The organism is Caballeronia sp. AZ7_KS35 (assembly GCF_023631045.1).
Taxonomy (GTDB): domain Bacteria; phylum Pseudomonadota; class Gammaproteobacteria; order Burkholderiales; family Burkholderiaceae; genus Caballeronia; species Caballeronia zhejiangensis.
In genome coordinates, this window is the sequence record NZ_JALQDV010000001.1 from 204039 (window position 1) to 228964 (window position 24926).

Consider the following 24926-nt stretch of genomic DNA (forward strand, 5'->3'; position numbering starts at 1 on the left):
GTTCCGAAAGGACCGCGCGCTTTTTCATATCTTCCAGCGCCTGAGAATGCGCGGTCCGATGAGCGTGATGACGAAGCAGCACGCCGCGACGACGCACAGCCCGATCGGCAGATTGCTGACCTGTGCAACGCCGCCGATCAACACCGGCCCGAGCAGCAGCCCGAAATACGCGAGGCCCGCGACCTGCGCGAGCCCTTCCGCGGGCGTCACGCCCTCGACGCGCGCCGCTGCTGCGAACAGCACCGGCATCATGTTCGCGAGGCCCAAGCCCATCAGCGTGAAGCCGGTCATCGTGACGATGGTGTTCGGCAGCAAGAGCGCCATCACCATGCCGATGAACGCAAGCCCCGCGCTGCCGAAGATCAGTTGCGGCGCGCCGAAACGCGCGCGCACCGCGTCGCCGCCGAAGCGGCCTGCCGCCATGCCGCCCGAGAACGCGGCGTAAGCGGCGCTCGACACCGACGGCGTGGCTTCGACGACATCGCGCATATATACAGTGGCCCAGTCGTACATCGCGCCTTCCGCGATCAGCGCGACGAGCGCGAGGCCGCCGAGCGCCCACAGCGCGCCCGAGCGCCAGCGATTCGATGACGACGCCTTCGCGTGCTCGTCGTGATGCGGAACGTGCGGCAGCACGGCGGGCATCGATACGAGCAGTACGAGCAGGCTCACACCGGAAGCGAGCGCGAGATGCGCCGCCGGCGCGAGTCCGTGCGCGAGCAGTGCGCCGCCCGCGGCCGCGCCCGCCATCCCGCCGATGCTGAACATGCCATGCAGCGACGACATGATCGGCTGCGCCAGAGCCTGCTCGACCGCGCTGGCCTCGGCGTTCATCGCGACATCGAGCGTCGCCATGCCGAAGCCGAAAATCGCGAGCACGACGAGCAGCATCCAGTAAGAAGGCGTCACGAGGATCAGCGAGCCGCAGATCATCATCGTGATGCCGCCCGCCATGCACGCGGTGCGCGTGCCGGCGCGCGCGATCCACGATCCGGCGGTGAGCATCGCGAAGATCGAGCCGCCCGCGACCGCCAGCAACGCGAACGAGAGCATGCCGGGACTGAGTGCGAACTTGTCGCGCACGGTGGGAACGTGCACGCCCCAGGAGGCGTACATCATGCCCGCGATGAAGAAGACGGCCATCGTCGCGTAGCGCGCGCGTACGCGTGTGGCATGCGGAAGAGTGCGATGTAGCGCGAGCGTCGGATTGGATTCGCAGGCGGCGGAGGCAGTGGTCGAATCGGACACGAATGAAATCGTTCTTTGAAGTTGCGCGGGATGCGATGACAACCGGACATGTTGCCATCGAACGCGAAGGCTTTCGATTCTATCGAACGGCCAGGCGACACGCTCGGACCTGCTGCATTACCATCGTCCGACCATTCACCCACGCACGAGGCCCGGATGAACATCCCGTCGCAAGCGCCGCTGAATCTGCTGCATCGCGTCTCCGAAGGCACGCTCGCCACGCTTACCCGCGAGCCGCGCGGCTTTCCCTATCCGACGGCGCTGCCGTTTGCGCCGACCGAGCGCCATGTGCCGATGGTGCTCATCAGCCATCTCGCCGAGCACACGCGCAATCTTCAGGCCGATGCGCGCGCGGGGTTTCTGGTTTCCCACGCGGCGGATGGCGGCGTGCTGGAAGGCCAGCGCCTGACGATGCTCGGCAGTTTCGCGCCCGCCGCGCCCGAAGATCGCGAAGAGCTCGCGCGGCGCTATCTGCGGTATCACCCGGATGCGGCACGCTATCTGGAACTCGGCGATTTTTCCTTCTGGGTGATGTCGCTCGAGCGCATGCGTTATATAGGCGGATTCGGCGCGATGGGATGGCTCGGCGGAGAAGAACTGGATTCGCTGCCGCCGCTTTCGGCGGACGACGAATCGTCGTTATGCAAATATTTCGATGCTTACAGCGGCCGTCCGGAGAATCTCCGATTATTGGGGATAGACCGGTACGGCTGCGATTTGCTGCTCGCCGACATCCGCAATCGTTTTACATTCGATTACCCGAAACTGACGAACGAGGATTTGAAGGCCGCGGTTATCGATTGTTTTGAGCGTCAACGTAATATTTGAACGAGATAAATCCGAGACGTTGCGACCCGATTTCAACCGCATGGAACGCCCTGCAGAGCGGCTTTTTCGTGGCAAGTTGCCATCTCATGAAACTTTGCGACTGACTCGTTTGTCTTTGTTTTCATCCGATGCCATCGTCGAGTCGTCGTCGCGACTGGCAGAGCTTTTTAAGTCCGAAGAGCGAACAAGCGAACCTTCTGAGCTTTCGGCAATTGTTACGAAGAAAATTGCTAAACTTTTAATAAGTGGCGATTCGCACATGCCGCGTTATTGGGAACTGTGTTAATCTGCGTGCCAGTCCGAGGCTATACTGATAACTGAAAGCGAGCGCGCCGATTCGCAAGTCAGCAAACCACTTAGGGAATTGCCATGCCTTCATACAAGGAACTCCTCGCACAACGCGAGTCTCTCGAACGTCAGATTGAAGAAGCGAAGTCGCGCGAATACGCGGAAGTGCTTAATGAGATCAAGCAGAAAATGTCGGATTATGGCATCACGCTTCAGGAACTGGCTGGCGGCCGTGGCGCAAAAGGCGCGAAGGCCGCGCGCAGCCGCTCGGGCGTGGCGCCGAAATATCGCGATCCCGAAAGTGGCAGCACGTGGTCGGGTCGCGGCAAGCCGCCGAAGTGGATCGCCGGGCAGGATCGGGATAATTTTCTGATCGGCAAGTAATTGCAAAGCATCAAACGATGCATTCGAAGAGCCGCGTTACGTGACGCGGCTTTTTCATTTGTGCGATCAGATGAACGGTGTTTCGTCATTTGCCGAAGTTCGAAGACCGGAGACACATTACACCGCGCTTGCGTCAACAGCGCGCAGGCCGAAAAACCGGGACGTCTCCTGAAGGAATATTGCGCCAGATAGCGGACTTGCGGCAACTCGGATCATCGTGGTTCTGCCGTCGAATTTCGGCATTAATTTCCTCGGCGGATGCTGTTCACGGTTCGCGCCGCAATGCTGGCTCGCGAGCGAACCTGGATCGCCAGCCATCAGGATATTTCGCCCGTATCAGGCCGGGCGTGCTGGGTAGTTTGATTTTTATCGATTGGCTGAAAGGGAATTGGATGCGCGTTCGCCCATTGCATTACAAGGCTCTTCCAACGGACGCACCGATTCCGCGCGCTGGAACCAACGGTCCAAGCGCGCATTAGAAACGCGGCGCTAAACGCAATCCGTCAGAGCGGCAATTGCGTGTCAAACTTGATCTCTCGGAGCACAACGCTCGTTCGCACCTGAGCGACGGCAGGAATCTTGAAGATGCGATCGTGGAGAAACGCGTCGTAAGCCTTGATATCGGGCGCGACGATCTTGAGGATGTAATCGGATTCGCCGGTCGTGCTATAGCACTCGGTGACTTCCGGGCAAGTGGCGATTTCGCGTTCGAATTGCTCGACGCCGCCTTCCGTATGCCGTGTCAAATGAATATGCGCGAGCGCGCAGACATGCAGACCGAGCTTTTCGCGATCGAGCAGCGCGGTATAGCGCTGAATGACGCCCGATTGCTCCATGTCCTTGATGCGACGCCAGCACGGCGTGCTCGACAAGCCGACCTGGTCGGAGATTTCCTGAACGGAGCGGCGTGCGTCCAGCTGCAGGAGACGCAAGATTTTTTGTGAGAATGTATCGAGAGTCAACTGCGCCTCCGTTCGGTCGCGATTTGACTCTCATAGTAGAGGCGTCGAAAAAGAAACGCAATGCAAACGCGCCCGCACTGAGGGAGTTTCCCTAACTCCCCCGCCTCAGGGCGCGGTTTTACCTTCAGTGTCGTCGCCGGATTCCTTCGCAAGCCTGGCCAGCTTCTCCTGCGAGATCCGCAGGTCGGCCAGCATGTTGCAAAAGAGTGCGCCTTGCTCGATTGCGTCGTCCAGCGCGACGTGCGTATGCGGCAGCTCGTCGAACCAGTGTTTCGGCAGACGCGGCTTGATGGCCTTGCGATACGGCAGGCCGGTCATCGCAAAGGCGAGCGTCTTGATGTCGAGCGCCGACCACGAAAACGGGCAGCGCTCGGCAAAGCGCATCATGTACCAGAACATATGCGTGAAGTCGAAGCCCGCCGGATACGCGACGAACACGGGCTTGCCGGGCAGCGCTTCCACCCATTCGACATAGGCCGGCAAGGCGATTTCCGGCTTCTGCAGGTCCTTGCGGCATGCGGCCCACGCGTCGGGCTGCGTCTTCCACCATGCCGCCTGAACCGGATGCGGCGTCGCGCCTTCGAGCGTTTCGAGATTCGCGGAGAAGGTGCCGATGAGCTGCTTGTCCGCGGTGTAGGCCGCGGACGCGAAGCTCAGCATCGAATGCGGTCCGGGAATCGGGCCATCGGCCTCGACATCGGTGCTGACGTAGATTTCGGGAATTGCGTTCACGCTGTCGCACCCGTTGCCGCGCCGTCGCGCACGAAAGGATTGCTGCGCCGTTCCTCGCCGAACGTCGATGCCGGGCCGTGTCCGGGAACGAAGGTGACATCGTCGCCGAGCGGCCAGAGCTTTTCGCGGATCGAGCGGATGAGTTCCGCCTGATTGCCGCGCGGGAAATCGGTCCGGCCGATCGAACCGGCGAACAGGACGTCGCCGACGAACGCCAGATTGTGCTCCCGACTGAAAAATACGACGTGACCCGGCGTGTGGCCCGGGCAGAAATAGACTTCCATCGACTCGTTGCCGAACTGCACGGCGTCGCCGTCGTCGAGCCAGCGTTCCGGCGTAAAGGCTTCGGCGTTCGAAAAACCGAAGCGCTGAGTCTGCGCGGGCAACTGATCGATCCAGAACGCATCTTCGCGATGCGGTCCCTCTATTTGTATACCGTAATGGTCCGCGAGCGCCTTGGCGCCGCCGCAATGATCGAGATGGCCGTGCGTGAGAAGAATCTTGTCGACGGTCACGCCTTGGCGTTCGACTTCCGCGATGATGCGTTCGATGTCGCCACCCGGATCGACGATGGCGGCGCGCTGGGTCGCTTCGCAGATCACGATCGAGCAGTTCTGCTGAAAGGGCGTTACGGGAACGAGAATGACTTTCATATGACTGACGTCGATGCGCGCGGGCCTGTAAAAACGTTCATTGTACCGGTGCGACCACGGGTCCGACGGCAGCGCGCGCCGCGACGGCGTTGCTCTAAAAAGCGGCAATTCTTACGCTCATAGCGAAAATCAATGACAATCCGATGGGTCCGATGAGCCGGACCACGGTTTTTTTGTATAATGGCACTACTTGTGCATGGATCAAACCATGCCGTCATTGGGCGAATGCCAAAACGCTAGTGCGTTTTTACAATCGCTGTCAGTACGCTGTTGGGGGCCAAAAGCCTCGCAATTGCAACTCACGCACCTCCAGTAGGTGCACACGTCTTGTCCGGCCAGACGCCGCGCGTCTGTCAGATGGCCTTTGCCGCCGTCACGCCGGATGGGGCCTACGCCGCCGTTCCTGCGCTCACTTGGCTTCACCAGCGCACGAACGTGATGCCACGTTCGATGGCGGCTTGTGGGGTCTGGTCAGGCTGCCGGGGACAGGTTGCGCCAGACGTGAACAATAACCGGGCGTTTGCGGCACGAGTGCGCCGCATCCGAGCACAGTCCACCGTTCGCTTCAGCGAGCGGCGTTCTGCTTTGCACGGCAAAGCCTCGAGCAGCCTTGCGCGCGCCGACCAGCGCAGCGCGGCCGCTCCTTTATCGTTGAAAACACGTCTATGAATGCTCGATTTATTCGACATGTCGGGAGCCTGCTAGCAGTTGGCGTGCTGGCGGGTTGCGCCGCGCCGGGTTCGGGCGATGTCGCATCCAATCCTCAGAACACAAACTCCTTCAGCACGAGCAGTGCCCGCTCGACGGCGCCGCTCGCCTTCGATTCGCACCTTTCCGCGCTGCCCGCCGAGAGGCCGGCGCAACCGGCGCAGTCGCTTTCCGACGCCGAGCCGATCACGACCGGTCCCGACGCCAGCAACTTCGAGCAGAAGGGCAAGGCGTCGTGGTACGGACGCATGTTCCACGGTCGCAAGACCGCGAGCGGCGAGAAGTTCAACATGAACGCGATGACCGCAGCGCATCGCACGCTGCCGCTCGCGTCGTGGGTGCGCGTGACGAACGAAGCGAATCACAAGACCGTCGTCGTGAAGATCAACGATCGCGGCCCTTATGTGCACGGACGCGTGATCGATCTGTCGTATGCAGCGGCGGCGGTGCTCGGCATGCGCGGCGCCGGCACGCAGAAGGTGAAGATCGAAGGTCTCACGCAGCAGGAAGCGCGTGCGGCGCGCGAAGAGCAGGCTCAGGCGCTGGCCGACGACAGCGTGAACTGATCTCGCCGACAGCTTCGCAGAACCCGACGGGCCGTTATCGCAACGGCCCGTTTTTATTTCTCGTCGCGTTTGGCGAGCTTCAGCGCGCGTTCATACAGCGCATTGCGCGACGCGCCCGTCAACGTCGCCGCGATGCGCGCCGCGCTTTTCACCGACAACTCTTCCAGCAGCGTCGACAGCAGCGCGTCGTGGGCGTCGTCGGCGTCGTGCGCTTCGGGCGCGCCTTCGACGACCAGGACGAATTCCCCGCGTTGACGATTCGCATCGGCTTCGAGCCACGTTGGCCCTTCGGCCAGGGTGCAGCGATGCAGGCTCTCATGTAACTTCGTCAGCTCACGGGCGATCAGCAGTTGCCGTTCGCCGCCGAACGCGTCGCCGAGCGCGCGCACGGTTTCGACGATGCGATGCGGCGCCTCGTAGAACACCAGCGCCATCGGAAGACTTGCGAGTTTCTTCAGCTCCGACGCACGTTGCTTCGCCTTCGTCGGCAGGAAGCCGATGAACGAGAAGCCGCCGACGAACGCGCCCGCCGCGCTCAATGCGGTCGTGAGCGCGCTCGCGCCCGGCAGCGGGATGACCGGCAGGCCGGCCTCGCGCACGGCATCGACGAGACGCGCGCCGGGATCGGAGATACCGGGCGTGCCCGCGTCGGATACGCACGCGATGCGCTCGCCGTTCCTGAGATGCTCGATCACGCGTTCGGCGGCGCTGCGCTCGTTGTGTTCGTGCACGGCGATCGACGGCTTCGAAATGCCATAGCGCGCGAGCAGTTGCGCCGTGTTGCGCGTGTCTTCGGCGGCGATGCGATCCGCGAGTCCGAGCACGTGGAGCGCGCGCACGGTGATGTCCGCCGCGTTGCCGATCGGCGTTGCGACGATATACAGCGCGCCTGTCGGATAGTGCTGCCCAGCGGCGAGTTCGGAGATCTGAAGCATGAGCGCGGGCGTCGAAGGAAAGGTCGTCATTTTGCCATGCGCGATTCGGTGGCCCGCCGACAACTTTTACGGAGGAGCCGTGTCCAAAACGCTCGGCGACGCTTTCGAGTCGCACGCGCTCGCGTTCCTGCAGCGGCAGCGCATGCGTCTTGTCGCGCGCAACGTGACGTGTCGCGGCGGCGAGATCGATCTCGTGATGCTCGATGAACGCGGCGCGCTCGTGTTCGTCGAAGTCCGCGCGAGAAGAAGCAGGCGTTACGCGAATGCCGTCGCAAGCGTCGATGCGAAGAAGCGCGCGCGCCTCGTACATGCCGCGCAGCATTTCCTGACGACATGGCGCGGCGCGTTGCCTGCGTGCCGTTTCGACGTCGTCGCATTCGATGCGGGCCGCATCCTTTGGCTGCCCGATGCGTTTCGCGCCGACGAGGCGTGACTGCGGTTCATCGCATGATGCATGCGGTAAACTGCGCAACAACCGACGCCTTGAGCGTTCAAGCCACACACCGCGCATGTCGCGGCCGATGATCGAGAGTCGATGTCAGTCGAACGCATTCAACAGCAATTCCGCGACAGCGCGGCACTTCAACTCGAAGCACTCGACGCGCTGGCGGTTCCGATCGCGGCCGCCGTCGATACGCTTTTTGGCGCGCTCGCGAACGGAAACAAGATTCTCGTTTGCGGCAATGGCGGCTCGGCTGCCGATGCGCAGCGCTTCGCCGCGCAACTCATCGGCCGCTTCGAACGCGAGCGTCCGGGCTTGCCGGCGATTGCGCTGACCACGGACACCTCGATACTCACGGCCATCGGCAACGACTATGCGTTCGAGCAGATCTTCTCGAACCAGGTCCGCGCGCTCGGCCAGTCGGGCGACGTGTTGCTTGCGATCAGCACGTCGGGCAACTCGGTGAACGTGCTCGCTGCGATTCAGGAAGCGCACGAGCGCGAGATGATCGTGATCGCGTTGTCGGGCAAGGGCGGCGGCGCGATGTCCGACGTGCTCGCCGAAACCGATATTCATATCTGCGTGCCGGCCGAACGAACGGCGCGCATCCAGGAAGTCCATCTGCTGACCATTCATTGTCTGTGCGACGGCATCGATGCGATGCTGCTCGGCGACGACTGAAACTGAAAGGGGGAACGGAGTTGATGAACAAGACACGCGTCAAGGCGACGCTGGCCCAGGCCACGCTGATGGTGGGCATGTTGTCGGGAGTTGCATTGACGTTGCAGGGCTGCGCGCTCGCGGTCGTCGGCGCGGCGGCCGGCGGCACGTTGATCGCCACGGATCGCCGCACGCTCGGCGCGCAGACCGAAGATCGCGAGATTCAGGTGAAGGCGCTTTCGCGGATCAACGAGAACGTGCCCGATACGTCGCATGTCAACGTGACCGTGTTCAACCGGCGCGTGTTGCTGACGGGCGAAGTGCCGGACGACGCATCGAAGGCGAAGGCCGAGGCGGTGGTGCGCGACATCAATAACGTCGGCAGCATCGTCAACGAGCTGTCGGTGCAGGGCGCGAGTTCGTACTCATCGCGCGCGAACGATTCCTACCTTGAAGGACGCGTGAAGACTGCGATGGTCGGCGAGAAGGACTTGCACGCGAACGACTACAAGGTGGTGTGCGAGCGCAGTGTCGTTTATCTGATGGGGCTCGTCACGCCGGACGAAGGCGCGCATGGCGCGGATGTCGCCGCGCGCGTGCCGGGCGTCGAGCAGGTCGTGAAGGTGTTCCAGTACATCAAGCCTGAAGAGGCGCAAGCGCTGGAAGCGGCGGCCGCGTCGGGCACGAGCGTGGCGCCGGCGGCAAGCGCGCCGGCTGAGGCGACGGTTGGCACGGTGCCTGATTCGGGCGTGACGTCGCGTCCGCTCGATACGCAATCGCCCGCGCCCGTGAAGAACTCGGATGTGCGTCCGGGGAATGCCAATCCGGCTTCGACGGTGAAATGAACATGATGCGTTTGATTGTCGGCGCGGTGATCGTTGCCGCGTCTTTTGGTGTGTCTGCTGCGGAGCAGACGGGTTCATCCGCGAATGCGATGGCGATCGCGCGCAGCAACGCGTGCATGGGTTGTCATGCGATCGATCGCAAGCTTGTGGGGCCGTCGTTTCAACAGGTCGCCGAGAAGTACAAGGGCGATCCGCAGGCGAGCACGATGCTTGAAAAGAAGGTGAAGAACGGCGGCGCGGGGGTGTGGGGCTCGATTCCGATGCCTTCGCACCCGAAGATGAACGACGCGGATATCAAGACGGTCGTGTCTTGGATTCTGGCGGGGGCGCCGCAGAAGTGAGCGTTGATTGAAGTCGTCTGAAGGCTTGCCTGACGGCGATTTTGCTGTGGTACAATTTTGATTCGTTGGGGGGGTAGCTCAGCTGGGAGAGCGTCGCGTTCGCAATGCGAAGGTCGGGAGTTCGATCCTCCTCCTCTCCACCACGAATTTCCTTTAAAACCGGCCACTTAGGCCGGTTTTTTTATTGGCGCTGCGTTCGTCATCGTTCGGTTTGGCACCCCGCCGGGTGACATCAGGGTGACAGACAGTTTGTTTGTCCAGTGCCAAGAATGACATAGGGCCTGTCGCAGGGTCAACCCTGCCAAACTCCATATGGGCGTCGGACGAGCGTTAGCCTTCCAATCCGTTCGTCGGTTCGGCCTTGCGCCGCACCGTTTGTGGCTGACTTTCGCGGAACACTGAACTGACGCGGGCAAGCGTGCAGCGAGGCCTATCAACGTCGGTGCTAGCGCCAATCGGGGGGCAACGAATCTGGGTCCCGCAGAGCGCTACAGCGCTCGCGCGGACGACACACGCCGGACTTGGATCGATTCAACGAGCGTCTAATGCGATCTTGCGTTCGATGATCTCTTTCCCTTTATCAGAACAGCTTCGCGGAATCTTGACTCGAATTTCGACTGACCATCAACGGATGTAGCGAGCGCCAGTAATGCACCTTATCGAACGTCCAGCGGCGAGCTCACGTTTAATCTGTGAACTACTCCAAAGTGACGGCGATGCTGAGCCGGGAGTTCAATAGCTTTTTGAAAAACTACGTGCAACGTTCGGTGATATTACAGATCGATGTTCCACTTGGACGATTCAGGGCAATCCATACGTCGTCAATCATTCCAGTCAATGCGTTGACGCACTTCGTCTGCGCTGCCGGAAGCTATGATCATTCACGCTCGTTGGGCCGCGAGTAAAATGAAGCGGCAGGTGAACCACCTGCCACTGACAGAAGAAATTTTTCGCGTTAGGCAATCGAGAGAGATAGCTTACTTATGTCGCGCCGTGCAAAGATTCTACTTTCAATCGCTTTGCGCACCGCATCAGATATGGTTCTTCTGAGAATTTCAGACTTCGGAATCGGTATAACCACCTCCTCGATTCTATTTCCCACCGTATCAATGACGTCGCGTGTGAACTGCTTTGTCCGAATCTGTCGTTTTACGATATAGGAATTCAGAAGACCCAGAAACAAGAACGGGTCAAGCGGTTCCTTTAGAATACGAAATTTGAACAAGCCACCGCAGAACAGGCTTTTCTCGTCTTCTGAGGTAATCATGCAGGACGACCCAACCAAGTAGGTGCCGTCGCGAACGAGCAAGATGTCATGTTCGCGAGTATCCTGTTTCTTAGCATATTGCGCGTAAATCTCCTCGGAAATGCCTTGCTTCGGATTATGATTGATCTCCCAATTTGAAAAATCGCTCGTTCGGAGGAAAGGTATCTCCCCCGTTCCGTAGGCCATTTTTCCGATCTCATCGCCGGTGTAGAATTCGAGTATCCCGGATGCTCGCAATTCGGAAATCGAACGCAGGTCGCAAGTGCCTCTTAGCGCCTCCAATTCACGAGGTATTTCGACGTTATAGTAAGTTGGCAGGTAAATCTGATTGTTTATCTCAGAAGACGGGTGCCAAAATGCGCTGAAAGCACCAAATTCCGCCGAGATCGTTTCATTTGCAATCTCGCCGACCTTTTGTTCCGGACTGAGCGCTTCGAAATCCCGGATCGATGACGGACTCCCGGTGCGAAGCGCAGTCTCAATCATTCTAGGACAGTGCTTCACAAATGCTTTCCCGGCCATCCTGGTCGCAAGAGCCGTCTCCGTGGCGAACGTTAGAGAATCGCGAGTCGCCTGATCTTTCGGAATCGGAATCACCAGATCGAAGAATCGTCGACCGATCGTGTCGATAGTGTCCGCGGTGAACTGAAACGAGCGTACCTGCTTCTGCACAAACGGATTGTTCAGCGCTAGAAACAATAGATGCGGATGAAGCTTTCCGTCATCAACCAGTCGTAGCTTCAACACGTGCGACTGATATAGAATGTCCTTATCAATTGCTGTTATGAAGCAATTGTTCCCAATTAGGTAGGTCCCATCCCGGACGAAAAGGATATCGCCGACCCGAATGTCCTGAGCGTCACAGTAATCTTCGTAAATCTCCTGTGAAACCCCTTGTTTGGGCGCACTCTTGATCTCCCAATTGGCAATGTCGCTCGTGCGGACGAATGGAATGTCGCCGGTCCCGTAGGCGGCTTTACCAATCTCATCGCCGGTTGAAACGCTCAACTGTCCATGTTCCATAAGTTGCTTAACGGTGACGCAATCGTGCGTCACGGTCAAACGCTGCACGGACGCAACAAGTTCTGGGTCGTAGTATTTTGGAATATAAACCGCGTCCTTTATTGCGGACGAGTTCTGCCAATAATGAATCATGCCGGACCTCCGGGGCCGCGCTTATAGAGGTCAGCGACCTGAGGCACCTCGTCGAGAAGGACCCGCTGTCCGTCCCTGTCTAGCGTCCATGTCGGATTTCCGCGACTATCATGTCCGCACCACTTGACGTCACACATGAAGATGGGATGTGGCGCGGGTTTGGAAGTCTTTTGCATCACTACAACACACGTCTTCGCATGTGTGTAAGGCTGAAATAGGTCTTCCGGCAAAGTGACGATGGCAAGGAATTCGCCTGTCGAGTGATGAAATCGACAACGTAGCGATACTTCGGCATTCCGAAGATGCTTTCTAGAAGCACAATACCGAGTTTGCCACCGTCTTTCAGGAGATCTAGGCAGCGCTCGATGAACAGGATTTGCGGGGCTTGTTTGTCTTGAATCCCCCCTTTTGCAAAGATGCCGTCATCATCGGCTTTCCACGAATGACCGAGATCAAAAGTAGTGAGCAATTCTTCGCCTTCGATAGCAAGTTTTTTCCCGAAGGGAGGATTGGTTACGACGACATCAAATGAACCAAGCTGAACGCCATCTTTTGTTTTTCTGTGCCAGTTCCTTGGCTGTTCAAGACTGTTTTCGCAAAAAACGCCACCTCGACCGTCCCCGAGGATAGCCATGTAGGCCTTGGCGACTTTGGAGAGGAAAGCATCTTTGTCGATACCACGAAATTTATCGATGGCAACCTTTTGTTTTTCGGTTTCGATAGCGGACTCGGGCCATTTATATTCGTCCCCTTGCGCTTCGACCTTTCGCCAGACGTGTCGAAGTGCCTCCACCAGAAACCCCCCCGATCCACAAGCTGGGTCAATGATTTTATCGTCAGGGCCTGGGTCGACCATATCGATGACCATCTTTACGACATTGCGAGGTGTGAAGAACTGCCCTTGCGGCCCCTTCAATGAAGGCCCAATAAAAGTCTCGAAGGCTTCGCCAACTGCGTCTCGTTCGCATTCGGATAGTGCATAAAGCTGCAAAGCGCCCACGATATAGGTCAAAGACGCAGCATCCAACTGGATGGTATCCGTCACTTCGATGACGTCTTTATAGCGCTTTTTGACATGTTCGAAGAGATTTTCAATCCGTGCTTTCACATCGTCGTTATGCTCTCCCACCCCAGCGCGGAATGCGACGATTTGATCCGGCTTCGTGAACTTCTCGTCATAGATCTTGCAGAAGATCAGGTTAATTAGCTGCTGCGCAAAAATTTCGTCCCGCGTAATGCCGACGGCGTTTGCGGCGAGATAGTTGCGAATGACTTTGAAAATGCTTTTAAGATTGGTTGCCGGTCGAAGATCTTGACGCTTGAACAGTCCGACGTCTTCAATACGTTGACCGAACAAGGGAATGTTGGGAATCTCTTCGAAAAGAACCTTTCCGGACTTTTCGATTTTCTTTAGAAAGAGGCTTTCCGCGCCGTTGAACCAGACTCCAAGAGTTGCATTGCAAAATCGGAGGTAATCTTGAAGCTGGGTCAAGCCGTCCTTGCGGTTGCGCTTTTTGCATTCGACGACAACATAGAGATTGTCCTCTACCTTGTCGTCATTTCCGAAAACGGCTATATCAATCGGATATTCTTTTTTTGTATCGCTCGGACGGACCTTGACGCGATATTGAGGCCTCGTTTGGATATTCGCGACCGGATAACCATAATCCTCCACCAGCATGCGCGAGAATATCTGAACGGCTTCGCGCGCCTCTGGGGAGTCCTTGACGTGTCGCCCGCTGATGAAGTCAACTATGTATCCATCTTTGGGCCCAACGGGGGCGTCAATGACCTCTGCTGTTTCTGCATTGCTCTCGCTTGCCGCGAGTTCCTCGTCACTCACCGGCGCGGTATTTTGAGCGTCCTGACTTTTTTTCATCGAGTTGACCTTGATCCTTGCTGCGAAAGCGATAACCCGTCATTTTGAGGGCTGACGCTACGAAAAGCTAGGTCATGCTCATGTCTCCAAGTACAGGCTTGCTGGGGTGGAAGACGCGAAAACCAATAAGCACGCTGCTTGCAGTGCTGTATCACCGAGCCGAAGGACCGCGGGCACAATTGTCGCGCCTGGATGCTCAGCCGGCCGGGCGGGCTATGGGACAATTGATGGAAGCGACTGATGCACCTGCGTTGACCGATTGATCAGCGTTGTGATGGTCCACGGAGATCGCATTGGCGTAATGATTGATAGCTGGGGGAAGGCAGATGGCATTGACGGAAGGTCAGATCTCAGCAATGTACGAAGCGGCCAAGCGTGTCTACGCTGGCAACCAAAGGGCAGCACGCGCGATCGACGGACTGGAAGCTGCGGGGGTGTCGAGGGCAGTAGCCGCCGCCTGCATTCGGAATTACCAGCACATGCGGCGCGGTGAACGCTATCGACGAACATTAACAGGGCCAACAGCCACATTCATGCTGGACCGAATCTTCCGCGAACTCGGGCCAGAAGGGCTAAGACTGGCACTGTCGTCGTTGTTGGCACACATTGAATATCTAGAACCGATCCGCAAGTCCGCCTGTCGTCGAGAACGACGGCTTTATGAGCAATATTCCGCCTTGTTATCGGTTGCTGCCGAGCCAATCTACCCCGACGAGGTGTCCGCGTCTCGATCCGATGATCGAAATTTCGTTGAGGGGGCGACACGGCAAGTCCTTGTCAATCAATACGAGCGGGACCGGCGCGCCCGAATAGAATGCATCCGACATTGGGGCACTGCCTGCTACGTCTGCGGCTTTGACTTTCACAGAACCTACGGCGAGATGGGGTTCGGATTTATCCACGTGCATCACCTGACCGACATTGCCAGCATCGGCGCGAAGTATGAAGTTGATCCACGCGCCGACCTTCGACCGGTATGCCCGAACTGTCACGCCATGCTTCACACGCAGCGACCAGCTATCGATATTCACGAATTGAAGTCGATGCTGGCGGCGCGGCAAACCGACTGACCGCGTGATTGGCTGGTGCGGGGAAGACAATGAACTGGAAGCAAACGCGGTTGTTCATGCGGCAGTGGTTCGGGTAACGGCTCGACCTGACCTTCAATTAGTCATCGTCATCGTCATCGGGTTCCGGTTCGGACGCGTCTTCGATGATGTCGTCGTAGTAATCGACCGGATCGTCGTAGTTGTCTTTGGCGTCTTCGTAAGGGCTGTGCTTCGTCATGACGTGGACCGCGCAGTTGTGACGCTGTGCGTTGCTTGATCTTTATCTGCGACCATTGAGATCGCGACGATGCCGGTTCCGTCCGCGTTTAACGCGGCGGCGGATTGTCGAGCTTGAAGTAGGTCAGTCCACGGATCGGCACGCCGTCTTTCTCATAGCGCCCAAACGACCAGACATCTTGGTGCTGTTGTAGGACGACCCAGACGAACAGTCCAAAGCATTTGCCGGATTCGACTTCATCGTATTCGCACGCCTTCCGGTAGATCGGATCGTAGACTGTATCGGACCAGTCGTTGCCCGGTATCCAGCTTGACGTGTGAATTTCGCCGCCGTCGATTCGGTTGTTCAGTTCGGCCACGATAGCGTCGTATTCTGACTGAGAGAGCCGGCTTTTCCAGCGGCGAAAGTCCTTTTCATACGGGATGTCGGTGATGTACTTCTCGCTGTCAATGGAAAAAAGCATATAAGCGTGTCCCCGGATCGGCATAGATCGGAAATCGGATTCTAGCTGGGGTTTGGTAGCGAAGCGGGAACTATGACGCAGAGAAAATGAATCCCGTTGCCCCGTGTCCTATGTCTCCGATCGGGAGGGCGATCGCTAGGTAGCAAGAGTCGCCGCGCTACAACAGTTTGCCTCGAATTGCAAGTGTCTCGTTGACAGCGCAGCGGCATTCCGGTATAACGGTCGTTGTTTTATAGCTTCGCCCAGCCGTGGTGGGTGCTCGCAGCGACTTCTGTCGCAACGCCTGGACTGTTCTTGTCCGGCGCTATATGACTTCCCTCTAGCAGTAACCAAGTGCAGGGTCGCTCCGGTGAGTGACCCGATGTACTTCGTTCGACCGTGCGTCAGTCGTGTGTAAGCGTGTTTTTCTCCATTGCCTTCAACGATGTTGTGTTGTGACACGGGGCGACCGAATCTCAAAATCTTCGTTTGTATAAATAGTAGGTGGGACAGTAGGACCGAGTGGGAAACAGACCAGTCGATGACAGGGACAGAAAACAGTTCCTGCGTTAGCCCATCAAGGGTGCGAAAACAAATCAAATCCGGGATACCTATCGCTCCCGGTGAACTCGAAGACCAAACGGTGGCCGGTCACGGGCGGATTCAGAAGCAACATGACAGTATCTGAATGCGTGTACGTAGGATTTCCACCTAGTAGCAGTCGAGTCTAAAGCGAAAGATCATGTGACGATCGATTAGCCACCCGCTTCGGCGGTGAGCAGAAAAACATGGAGACAGTGTAAATCTGTCGGCGGGGCAGAATCCCGTTTCAACCCCATCCCCTAGGAAGGATTCGGCACGTCTATAGATTTCATCTATGTTAGTTTTTGAGGGGTTTTTCTTAACCTTCCCGCGAAGCGGGCTGTTCACTGTTACCAGACAGTTAAAGCATCAGTTCGTCACCGGTCAGTCACAAGTAACTACAAAACAAGTGATAGGAGCGAAGCGACCAACCGAGCGAAGCGAGGTTCGGACTAGTGCAGTCAATTCAATAACAGCGGGGCCAAGCGGTACACCTAGACGGCGCGAAGCGACGGCTAAGAAATCGAAAACTGAGGAAACGACAGGTACAAGTGAAACTTCATCGGTCAAGATCAGCGCCTGGTGCGGGCCTCGCCAGAACTGAATACGAAGTTGCCTATCTGAGACGCACAAACAGGAAAACCCAATCGGTCACGTAATCCACGACTGGTGGGGCCTTTTTACTTCACAAGACAAAAGCAGAACCGATCTGACTTCACTGGCAACAAGTGAATTGCTCGTCCGCTGCGCTGCGCTTCGCTTCCTCACAAGATGCTGGCTTCCGCTTCGCTACAGCCGCATAGCGATTGGTTTGTTCATCGCTGGTCCTTTCCGTCACCAACAAGTCAGGAACCGGCCTATGCCCTTGCACTGACGTTGAATCGCCACTGCACGAACCGTCACGCGGACCTTCACCGGATCATGGCTGCATCGGTCCTGAACTTCGCGGGAATGTGCGGTTACGCGTTACCTGACTTGACCTTCAAACCCTGTTCGGTTCCGTGTTTCGGGACAAGGAAAACAAAAGCCCGAACAGTTCACCGCTGTTCCGGCTTCGTTCCAAACCGTCGCGTGTTGCTCAGTGGAGTTGCTGCAACACTGCTTGTTCCAGTTCGCCAATTGCGACACAGGTCGTCACAGTGCCGTCTGCACTTGGTGCGAACGATCCGGGAGTGGTTGACCCGAATGCGATTTGTTCGGTGTTGAAGCCACTTTGCCCGGTGAAAAGATACACGTTCGACTTCTTGTCCAGAATATAGCGCGCATCCACCGTGACCTACGCCTTGCTGACGGGGATTGGCATCTGCATCAGCGCGTGCAAAACCTCCCCGACCGAAGGATCGGCGAGAACCGTTTCTAGCACCCCTTCCAGGGCCGCTCTATCTTCACACACGTATCGTTGACTTCCGATAGTTACTGTGCATGGATAGCCGCTGTTCTCCTCTTCCCATTTGGCAAGCTCTGTTGCTTCGACGGTGCCGCTCGGTAAGAAGATCGCTGCGAGCCCCCAGTATTTCTCGGGCCGCAGTAGCGACAAGAGCGCGTTCTTCTGCCCCAGAATGTCAATCGCCGCATTGAACTGTCTGCGGCGAATTGCGACTTTACCGGCCGTTGCCACCGCAAGCTGCTGGTTTAGATCATCAAAAACCTCTTGAATCTCGGCCTTGTTTCTCTCCGCGTCTCTCGCGGCAGCAATTCCTTTGTTGAATGATTCGAGAAAATTTGCCATTTTATATTGCCTTTTCGACTACGCCGATAACAGGAAGGTGATCGAAGTTCATCGTCCCATTCTGTACGATCTCCGTATAACTCGCCACATCGACAATGTCAATGAGGTCTTCTCGTAGGTGCCAATTTGTCCTGCCGAGGAACGACGAAGAAAAGATTATCTGATCGAAAGTTCGCCATTTATCGTAGGCGTGAGAGTGATAGAAGTAACTGCCGCTCAGCCCTTTTTCTAAACTACCAGCCGAGTAGGGTCTGGTAGCGCCCATGCGTCGCCAGAAGGGGTTATAAAGTAGGTCAGGTTTTTTGGAGGCAAGTTGCCTGTCGCGCGTTGCCCGCAACTGCTTTGAAATAGCTGGATCAAATGGTTCGTCGTTAAAGTCGCCGAGAATCACGGCATGCGCATTGCCGTCCTGGAAGCCAGTCCGTTCCAGTTCGTCTCTTAATCGGACACCAAGAAGATGTCGATCGGCATCGTTTTCGTGACACCAGAGCCTACTCGGCCAATGCGATACGAAAAGATGGAGTGTCGGTTCATCTTGTCCGATCAGAAAATCAATCCGTTGAGCGACCTTTAGCGTGCTGGCCGACTTCCGCGAGACAAGGTCCTGATAGCCGATTAAGACCAGCTTCTCGGGCCTGTATAGTACGCATGTATCGAACGCGGTTCGGCCGATTTTAGCGATTCCGCTTTTCAGTTCGTAGCCGAGGGATTGCAAACCCGGACTCAGGTACTCTATGTCTTCCTGCGAAACCTCTCCCAATGCAATCGCATCAACTTGCAGTTGTTCCGCCAACAACTGGATCAACTCTGACGCCAGCTTTCTTTCTTCGGGCGTTGCACGGTTCGGTCGTGCCAAGGGCGAAAGACTAGTATTCCACCAAGCGAAGGACAGTTTCATCGTGCCGTTGCTGCATCAACCCTATCGGTTAGGAAACGCTTTATTGGAGTGTAGGGCGCAGACCTCCATCGTTCGCGACATCATCCGTGCTGCACTGACCTCCACGATGCGCGAAACGGATCGCGACGCCGGTCGCCGCCTCGCGGTTCTTCGCGCTCGGTGTGAGTGGCGGAATCGTGGTCGGTACGCGATGACATAGTAGCGCATTGCAGCGACGTTGCTTATGGATTCCGCTTGTGTTTGGGCTTGCAGAACGGTAGTGGCAGGCATTTCCTCGCCTGCGTCGATGACTTCCTTGGAACCCGAGCTCATGTGTGGTTCCCTTTAGGTACGTAAGGAACGCTCAGAATAGCGTAGCCGATAGCCTTCGGATGCCAAACAGAAGATGCGAACGAGAAAGGACGTCCTACCCCTGTCCGAAATCCAGCAGATCACGACTCCCCATTTTGGACATGTCGAAAAAATAGCTTGTATACGTTTCGTACATAGAGTAACATTCGTACCCCCATTTAGGACACTTCAAGGTGCTTATGACACGTATATTCGCTTACTGCCGGGTATCGACTGCCGATCAGACGACGGACAATCAAGTACAAGAAATCGCAGCAGCCGGGTTTGCAGTAACGAAGCAGCGCGTCATTGCCGAGACCGTCAGCGGGTCGGTTCCTGCTTTCGAGCGCAAAGGGTTTGCCAAACTGATGGACCGGCTAGAGGAAGGTGACGTGCTGATCGTCACGAAACTTGATAGGCTGGGACGCAACGCCATAGATGTACGGTCCACAGTCGAGCGACTGGCGTCCATCGGAGTTCGGGTTCACTGTCTCGCCCTTGGTGGCGTGGACCTCACTAGTCCAGCAGGAAAGATGACGATGGGTGTCATCAGCGCGGTCGCCGAATTTGAGCGGGACCTTCTCATCGAACGAACCCAAGCCGGACTTCGGCGAGCAAAGGCAGAGGGCAAAGTATTCGGACGACCGTCGGCTTTGTCGGATGCACAACGTACTGTCGTGACCGAACGTCTTCGAGGGGGAATCTCGGTCGCGCAAATCGCGAGGGAGATGGGTACCAGCCGACAAACCATCATGCGTGTGCGGGACACGATGGTAAGGTCAACAGTGACCGAGATGGTATAGCGGTGACAGCGGTGGTCGCGGCGGTTATCAAACCTGTTTGACTGCGGACCGCAACGGTTTTGCCGACTGTAGCCGCCAATGATGTTGCCGACTGTGTACCAGAAGGAACCGCCCACAATGGACCAGCGGGGCCGCCGACTGTAGACCAATCGTATCCGATGATTGTCGCCGCCAATGATTGCAGGTGATTGTCGCCCCAATGGGATGGGTCATTGTCGTCGTCAATCGTGACGGTGACAGTCGTCGCCAATGGCGAGGGGCGATTGTTGCCTCAACGATTGCAGGTGATTGTCGCCGCCAGTGGTCACAGGCAATGCCTTTCGCGCGTTCGCGAAACTGTCAAATAACTACGGGAGAGATGTCTATGGGGAATGACAATGGCTTTCTTTCACTGGCAGGCTGCGACGACGAACGTGTGGGCGGAATCGTGGGACTTCTCGTAGGCGACGCGTTGGGCGTGAGCTTCGAATTCCACAACGCCGCCAGCATTCCAGCGCGAGAACTTATCGAAATGACGCCGCCGCCCGGATTCCAAACCGCACACTCCGGTGTCTCGCCGGGAACGTGGAGTGACGACGGATCGCAGGCCATTTGCCTTCTAGCAAGTCTGTTGCAGTGCGGGCGATTCTCGCTCTCGGACTTTGCGCAGAGGTTGCTGCAATGGGCGGACGAAGGTTACATGGCCGTGGATGGCGACGTGTTCGACATCGGCATTCAGACATCGCGGGCATTGCAACGACTTCGAGAAGGCAAGTCGCCGCGTGAATCCGGCGGTAGCGGCGAAAGGGACAACGGAAATGGCAGTTTGATGCGCGTTTTGCCGTTGGCATTGTGGCATCCAGGTTCAGACCGGGCCGTCGTCGGCGCAGCGCACGTTCAATCGCTTCCCACACACGCACATCCACGGTCGCAGGTGGCATGTGCGATTTATTCGCTTGTGGCACGCGCATACCTATGGAAGCTCGATGACCCTTGGACATGGGCGGACGCGCGTCTGCAAGCGGTCTATGAGCAATGGGCGGATGAAGCGTCTGCCCGCACATTCCTTGCGGAACTAGATGTACTGCGGCAATTTTTGAAGACAGAGACGCCGCGCGGAACTGGCTATGTGCTTGATACGCTACTGACCGCAAAAACGGCGCTTGAAGAGGGAACATTCCAAGGTGTCGCGCGGGCGGCGATCCAGTTCGGGAACGATACAGATTCAACCGCTGCTGTTGCGTGCGGGCTTGCAGGTCTCAGCTTCGGGATTGATGGTATTCCGACGCGATGGTTGGACCAATTGCGCGGCTTCGACCTGATCGAATCGTTGCTCGACATGTTGGCAAAAAGGCCGACCCCGGAACCGTTCGAGGACGATGAATGGGGAGGGGGCGGCGTAGATGGGATGCCGAGTGTGCTTATTGATTGGAGTGAAGCACGCGAGCGTCGGCGTCGCGCGAGGTAGTACGGTCAGTGGTTACCCGCCCGAAATCTTCAAACGAGGCCCCTCACGGAGGCACCCATGAAGTAAGCGTTGTTTCGTCCAGACGACAGACGCTCCACCTCTGCGCAAGTCTCGGTTGGCGTTTCGAAGCGGCGGCATGTCTTGATGATCGTTCAGCGTTAAAGACTAGAGCGATGAGGCCGTTATACCGGCTTTGCGCAAAGTCGAGGGGACTGGAATGATGCGTCGATTCATGGGTGCCGGACTGATGCTTGCCGTTTTGTCGGGCTGCGCTACCACCGGGACGGACGGGGTAGTACAGATCGGCCCTGATTTGTACATGATTGGTGGTCTAGGGAAGTTCACCGATTTCTCGGCGAGCGCCGTCAAGGCCCGCATGTTCCAAGATGCATCGAAGTATTGCGCAGATCAAGGGCGTGTTATGTCGCCTGTTGGCAGCACTGGAAGAGATTCGGGCTTCGGGACATACGCGTCCGCCGAAGTACAGTTCCGGTGTTTGACGGCGCGTGATTCGAAGGCTGCTACCTAATCACCGAACCGGAGAAGACCGATCTCCGCAGCAGTCGGTGCGCGGACCGGATGAGATCGACGCGGCCAGAAAAACGACAAGCGAGTTAGACGGGGTATTCGATGGGAACGATGTGGATGATCCGGGCGGACGGAGGAAGCCTTTACGAGGAGTTTCGCGAACGAGGTGTCGCGGCTATAGGCTGGACGCAGCTTGCTGCTCACGCCAAAGTCGGCACGACTAGAAAGGAGTTGACCGATCTTTACAAGTCGCTGGAACCTGCGACTAAAGAAAAGACAGCCATCTCCGGTGCCTCGCAGGTTTGGCGGTTTATGAACGAGATAAAGACCGGCGATCTTGTTGTCACTTATTCTCCTGCGAACCGAACGTACCTCATCGGCAAAGTCACGGGTGACTGCGAATATCGCGCTGATCTGGCGGACGCCGGGATGGCGTTAGTACGGAACGTTGCTTGGAAAGAGAAAGAAGTCGAACGCGACAGCTTGACCGACGCCACAAAGAACAGCCTTGGTTCGACGCTGACCGTATTTGTCGTTGCCGATTTTGCGATGCAGGAGCTTCTTGGAGAGGCAACGGGCGCGCCTATGCAGCCAGCGCCGGAGGTTTTGGAAGAACAGGTAGAAGCCGATCCGCTGTCAGGTATGGAAGCACTCGCGCTCGAACAGATCAAGGACATCATTAGCAAACTGGATTGGGCCGAGATGCAGGAACTAGTCGCTGGAATCCTTCGGGCGATGGGATACAAGACGCAGGTTTCTCCGGCTGGCAGTGACCGGGGAAAGGACATCATCGCATCCCCTGACGGCTTCGGATTCGAGCACCCACGAATCATTGTGGAGGTGAAGCATCGAAAAGGCCAGATGGGTACCAGCCAAATCCGAAGCTTCCTTGGCGGACGTCACCCCGATGATCGTGGCCTGTTCGTAAGCACTGGCGGGTTCAGTAAGGAGGCGTACTACGAGGCTGACCGTGCATCAGTGCCCCTGACGCTGTGGACATCAGACCACGTTGTGCGTGCGTTGATCGACCATTACGAAGACACCGACGCCGAGACGAAGCGCCTTGTACCGTTGAAGCGGACGTACCTTCCTGCCTGAGGTCAGCGATAGCGTGGAACACCATAACAAGATGATTCAAAGGATGGCCGACCGACTGGCTGACGAGTTTGGCGAATGCGTGCGACAGACGGTTAAGGTTATGGCATGGAACGTTCGCCCTGACCTTGGCGCTGTCTTGCAAATCGATCAGCCTGCGAGTGGACAAGGAGCTTATATTTGGCTTCCGTACCCAGATGACGGACAGACGATTCCAGAGATCGCCTTGGAATATCCAGCAGAATCTGGACGCCATAGCAACACATATGCTTCGCCCGGTCTCAAACGGGGGCAGCCGGCATTGAAACTACACGTTAGAACTGAAAGCGAAGCGGACGGCTTCATCGCGTTTACCAAGGCGCTTCGAGACTCGCTGCCGTTGCCCGAAGTGACGCGTGAGGTCGAAGATTTTGAAAGCCCGGTCAAAATCGACGCTTCGAACATGCCGAAGACGCCTGAGCCGCGACCACGTCGAGAAGCAATTCCTCGCGTCGTCCAGCGAGAGGTCTGGCAGCGAGATGGTGGGCGTTGTGTGGAATGCAGTACACGCGAAAAGTTGTGCTTCGACCATATCGTGCCGTTCTCGCGCGGCGGGAGCAACACCGTTAGAAACATCCAGTTGTTGTGCGAGCGATGCAACCTGACGAAGGGGAACCGCATTTAGTGAATCCGAGTCCCGGGAACATGTTGAAAGCGGAGTGCAAAAAACGTGCGGAATCTTTCTTCTTCGAACGCGCGCAAGGGTTGGTAACTTTCTGGCCGACCGGGACTGTCGATGCAACCGGAGAGGAACCTGACATCGTTGTGGACCGACCAGGAGGACGGTATGGCGTTGAAGTGACCGAGATGCTGCGTGGGGAGGTTCGTGCGGTCGAAGAAACGCGCAGACTGATCTGCGAGAAAGCCCGGACCCGTTTCCTGCGCGCCATTGAGGCCGACTGCCTCGATGTGAAAGTAATCTTCCGGGAGCATCTCGCGCTCAGTCAGAAGGATCAAGATTCGGCGGCAACCAAGCTTGCTGCAATAGTCGGTTGCCGGATCGTGTCGATACCCTCGGGTGTGCTGTCGGTTAGGTTGGAAGAGGTCAAGGATTTCGAATCGGACTTGTTTGTTTCCGTCTGGCTGCACCATCATCCGAACTGCCCTCGCTCTCGGTGGCAGCCGGTCAGTGCGTGGTGGGTACCGGTTGCGTCGCCAGCCGATGTGCAAACCGCGATTGACAAGAAGGAATGCAAGGTTGCTGCGTACCGGAAACGCGTTGAGAACGTCTGGCTGTTGATCGTGTTGCAGGGGTTCAGCGGGTCCGCGACATGGTCTCTAGACGAAGCGGTGTTCTCGCATCGATTCAGCACTACGTTCGACGGCGTCGTGTTGCTGGACAACGCGATGAACAAGGCGCACTTGATCGGCACGCACCCCTGACCAAGGAAGGGTGGATCAACGATGCGCCGATACCAGCATCTTGCTGTCCGGTGCCGTCCAAGAGGTTACACATCGGTTAAATCAAATGGGTCAGGAAGCGCGGAAGGTAATGAAGGTAATGCTTGCGGTGAACTTGAATCTGGAATCGCAATGACAATCGATAAGACGTTCTGCTTAATTCACGAGACAGGGGCCGAGCTTTACCCTTATACGATCAAGAATCGGCTCACGGGAAACGTGGCTTTCCGAGTTGCAGCACCGGGAAACCGAGACGCGCACGGTTTGGCCGAGGAGATCACGGACATCGCGGTCGTGAAGGACAAGGTCTATCGACACGGTTACTCGGTGCGGGCGAAGACTGCGGACGGGCTTCGCCACGGTTCTTACCGTATTCATGGAGGCAGGATTGTGGGTGCACTGCCGCCTGTAGAGCAGTAGTCCTTGGTTCGCCGCAATGAAGGAGCCACGTC

The 24926-nt window shown here is 57.3% G+C and carries 26 protein-coding genes and 1 tRNA gene; 15 read left to right on the plus strand and 12 right to left on the minus strand.

The window, feature by feature from the left end:
* Positions 1-24 precede the first annotated feature (24 nt).
* A complete protein-coding gene (locus tag NCT05_RS00960) occupies positions 25-1248 on the minus strand; it encodes an MFS transporter (RefSeq protein WP_250435383.1) in 1224 nt (407 codons plus the stop codon).
* 156 nt (positions 1249-1404) lie between these two features.
* On the opposite strand from NCT05_RS00960, the gene NCT05_RS00965 reads away from it, so the two are divergent.
* Together NCT05_RS00965 and NCT05_RS00970 are read left to right on the plus strand one after the other, a co-directional pair.
* Positions 1405-2076: a HugZ family pyridoxamine 5'-phosphate oxidase gene (locus tag NCT05_RS00965; RefSeq protein WP_250501597.1), complete on the plus strand. Its 672-nt coding sequence runs from the start codon at positions 1405-1407 to the stop codon at positions 2074-2076.
* Between the two features lie 369 nt (positions 2077-2445).
* Positions 2446-2748 (plus strand): H-NS histone family protein, encoded by a 303-nt coding sequence (locus tag NCT05_RS00970; RefSeq protein ID WP_008352299.1) that lies wholly within the window; start codon positions 2446-2448, stop codon positions 2746-2748.
* 503 nt (positions 2749-3251) lie between these two features.
* On the opposite strand, the gene NCT05_RS00975 is transcribed toward NCT05_RS00970, so the two are convergent.
* From NCT05_RS00975 to NCT05_RS00990, 4 genes are all read right to left on the minus strand, one after another.
* Entirely contained in the window at positions 3252-3710 is a 459-nt protein-coding gene (locus NCT05_RS00975; RefSeq protein WP_008352298.1) for an Lrp/AsnC family transcriptional regulator, read from the minus strand.
* Positions 3711-3815: 105 nt separating this feature from the next.
* The gene (locus NCT05_RS00980) at positions 3816-4442 is read right to left on the minus strand and encodes a 3'-5' exonuclease family protein (RefSeq protein WP_175979687.1); all 627 of its coding nucleotides are present in this window, start codon (positions 4440-4442) and stop codon (positions 3816-3818) included.
* A complete protein-coding gene (locus NCT05_RS00985) occupies positions 4439-5095 on the minus strand; it encodes an MBL fold metallo-hydrolase (RefSeq protein WP_008352295.1) in 657 nt (218 codons plus the stop codon). Before NCT05_RS00985 ends, NCT05_RS00980 begins: the two co-directional genes overlap by 4 nt.
* Positions 5096-5514: 419 nt before the next feature.
* A complete protein-coding gene (locus tag NCT05_RS00990) occupies positions 5515-5784 on the minus strand; it encodes a hypothetical protein (protein WP_250478973.1) in 270 nt (89 codons plus the stop codon).
* Between NCT05_RS00990 and NCT05_RS00995 the strand changes: the two genes are divergently transcribed.
* On the plus strand, positions 5761-6369 hold the full coding sequence (locus tag NCT05_RS00995) for a septal ring lytic transglycosylase RlpA family protein (RefSeq protein WP_250501598.1): 609 nt from the start codon (positions 5761-5763) through the stop codon (positions 6367-6369). The genes NCT05_RS00990 and NCT05_RS00995 overlap by 24 nt on opposite strands.
* A gap of 53 nt (positions 6370-6422) precedes the next feature.
* On the opposite strand, the gene rsmI is transcribed toward NCT05_RS00995, so the two are convergent.
* The gene (gene rsmI / locus NCT05_RS01000) at positions 6423-7304 is read right to left on the minus strand and encodes a 16S rRNA (cytidine(1402)-2'-O)-methyltransferase (RefSeq protein ID WP_175979689.1); all 882 of its coding nucleotides are present in this window, start codon (positions 7302-7304) and stop codon (positions 6423-6425) included.
* Here rsmI and NCT05_RS01005 point away from each other — a divergent pair.
* The 5 genes from NCT05_RS01005 (at position 7303) to NCT05_RS01025 (ending at position 9735) form a co-directional block, all read left to right on the plus strand.
* Complete coding sequence (locus NCT05_RS01005; protein WP_250501599.1) at positions 7303-7737, plus strand: YraN family protein; 435 nt, start codon at positions 7303-7305, stop codon at positions 7735-7737. The genes rsmI and NCT05_RS01005 overlap by 2 nt on opposite strands.
* 102 nt (positions 7738-7839) lie before the next feature.
* Entirely contained in the window at positions 7840-8427 is a 588-nt protein-coding gene (locus tag NCT05_RS01010) for a phosphoheptose isomerase (protein ID WP_175979691.1), read from the plus strand.
* Positions 8428-8450: 23 nt separating this feature from the next.
* On the plus strand, positions 8451-9251 hold the full coding sequence (locus tag NCT05_RS01015; protein WP_008352287.1) for a BON domain-containing protein: 801 nt from the start codon (positions 8451-8453) through the stop codon (positions 9249-9251).
* Positions 9248-9592 (plus strand): c-type cytochrome, encoded by a 345-nt coding sequence (locus NCT05_RS01020; RefSeq protein ID WP_175979692.1) that lies wholly within the window; start codon positions 9248-9250, stop codon positions 9590-9592. The genes NCT05_RS01015 and NCT05_RS01020 overlap by 4 nt, the downstream gene beginning before the upstream one ends.
* 67 nt (positions 9593-9659) lie before the next feature.
* A tRNA-Ala gene (locus NCT05_RS01025) sits at positions 9660-9735 on the plus strand.
* An 812-nt stretch (positions 9736-10547) separates the two neighbouring features.
* Here the strand turns inward: NCT05_RS01025 and NCT05_RS01030 are convergent.
* Both NCT05_RS01030 and NCT05_RS01035 read right to left on the minus strand, forming a co-directional pair.
* On the minus strand, positions 10548-12014 hold the full coding sequence (locus tag NCT05_RS01030; protein ID WP_250501600.1) for a restriction endonuclease subunit S domain-containing protein: 1467 nt from the start codon (positions 12012-12014) through the stop codon (positions 10548-10550).
* A gap of 178 nt (positions 12015-12192) precedes the next feature.
* Positions 12193-13893, minus strand: coding sequence for an N-6 DNA methylase (locus tag NCT05_RS01035; RefSeq protein ID WP_250501601.1), 1701 nt, complete (start codon positions 13891-13893; stop codon positions 12193-12195).
* 326 nt (positions 13894-14219) lie between these two features.
* Here NCT05_RS01035 and NCT05_RS01040 point away from each other — a divergent pair, with 326 nt between their 5' ends.
* Positions 14220-14963 carry an HNH endonuclease gene (locus NCT05_RS01040; RefSeq protein WP_250501602.1) on the plus strand — a complete coding sequence of 248 codons (744 nt, stop codon included), beginning with the start codon at positions 14220-14222 and terminating at the stop codon, positions 14961-14963.
* A gap of 305 nt (positions 14964-15268) precedes the next feature.
* On the opposite strand, the gene NCT05_RS01045 is transcribed toward NCT05_RS01040, so the two are convergent.
* The 4 genes from NCT05_RS01045 to NCT05_RS01060 all read right to left on the minus strand — a co-directional run bounded on the left by NCT05_RS01045 (position 15269) and on the right by NCT05_RS01060 (position 18831).
* Positions 15269-15643 (minus strand): hypothetical protein, encoded by a 375-nt coding sequence (locus tag NCT05_RS01045; protein ID WP_250501603.1) that lies wholly within the window; start codon positions 15641-15643, stop codon positions 15269-15271.
* 1639 nt (positions 15644-17282) lie between these two features.
* The gene (locus NCT05_RS01050; RefSeq protein WP_250501604.1) at positions 17283-17474 is read right to left on the minus strand and encodes a hypothetical protein; all 192 of its coding nucleotides are present in this window, start codon (positions 17472-17474) and stop codon (positions 17283-17285) included.
* A 6-nt stretch (positions 17475-17480) separates the two neighbouring features.
* Positions 17481-17933 carry a hypothetical protein gene (locus tag NCT05_RS01055; RefSeq protein ID WP_250501605.1) on the minus strand — a complete coding sequence of 151 codons (453 nt, stop codon included), beginning with the start codon at positions 17931-17933 and terminating at the stop codon, positions 17481-17483.
* Position 17934: 1 nt separating this feature from the next.
* The gene (locus NCT05_RS01060) at positions 17935-18831 is read right to left on the minus strand and encodes an endonuclease/exonuclease/phosphatase family protein (RefSeq protein WP_250501606.1); all 897 of its coding nucleotides are present in this window, start codon (positions 18829-18831) and stop codon (positions 17935-17937) included.
* Between the two features lie 530 nt (positions 18832-19361).
* Between NCT05_RS01060 and NCT05_RS01065 the strand changes: the two genes are divergently transcribed.
* From NCT05_RS01065 to NCT05_RS01090, 6 genes are all read left to right on the plus strand, one after another.
* On the plus strand, positions 19362-19964 hold the full coding sequence (locus NCT05_RS01065; protein ID WP_250501607.1) for a recombinase family protein: 603 nt from the start codon (positions 19362-19364) through the stop codon (positions 19962-19964).
* Between the two features lie 364 nt (positions 19965-20328).
* Entirely contained in the window at positions 20329-21411 is a 1083-nt protein-coding gene (locus tag NCT05_RS01070) for an ADP-ribosylglycohydrolase family protein (protein ID WP_250501608.1), read from the plus strand.
* A gap of 630 nt (positions 21412-22041) precedes the next feature.
* Complete coding sequence (locus NCT05_RS01075) at positions 22042-23037, plus strand: restriction endonuclease (protein ID WP_250501609.1); 996 nt, start codon at positions 22042-22044, stop codon at positions 23035-23037.
* A 13-nt stretch (positions 23038-23050) separates the two neighbouring features.
* Positions 23051-23698 carry an HNH endonuclease gene (locus tag NCT05_RS36935; protein WP_250501610.1) on the plus strand — a complete coding sequence of 216 codons (648 nt, stop codon included), beginning with the start codon at positions 23051-23053 and terminating at the stop codon, positions 23696-23698.
* A gap of 20 nt (positions 23699-23718) precedes the next feature.
* Positions 23719-24456: a hypothetical protein gene (locus NCT05_RS01085; RefSeq protein WP_250501611.1), complete on the plus strand. Its 738-nt coding sequence runs from the start codon at positions 23719-23721 to the stop codon at positions 24454-24456.
* Positions 24457-24606: 150 nt separating this feature from the next.
* Positions 24607-24894: a hypothetical protein gene (locus tag NCT05_RS01090; RefSeq protein WP_250501612.1), complete on the plus strand. Its 288-nt coding sequence runs from the start codon at positions 24607-24609 to the stop codon at positions 24892-24894.
* Positions 24895-24926: the final 32 nt, after the last annotated feature.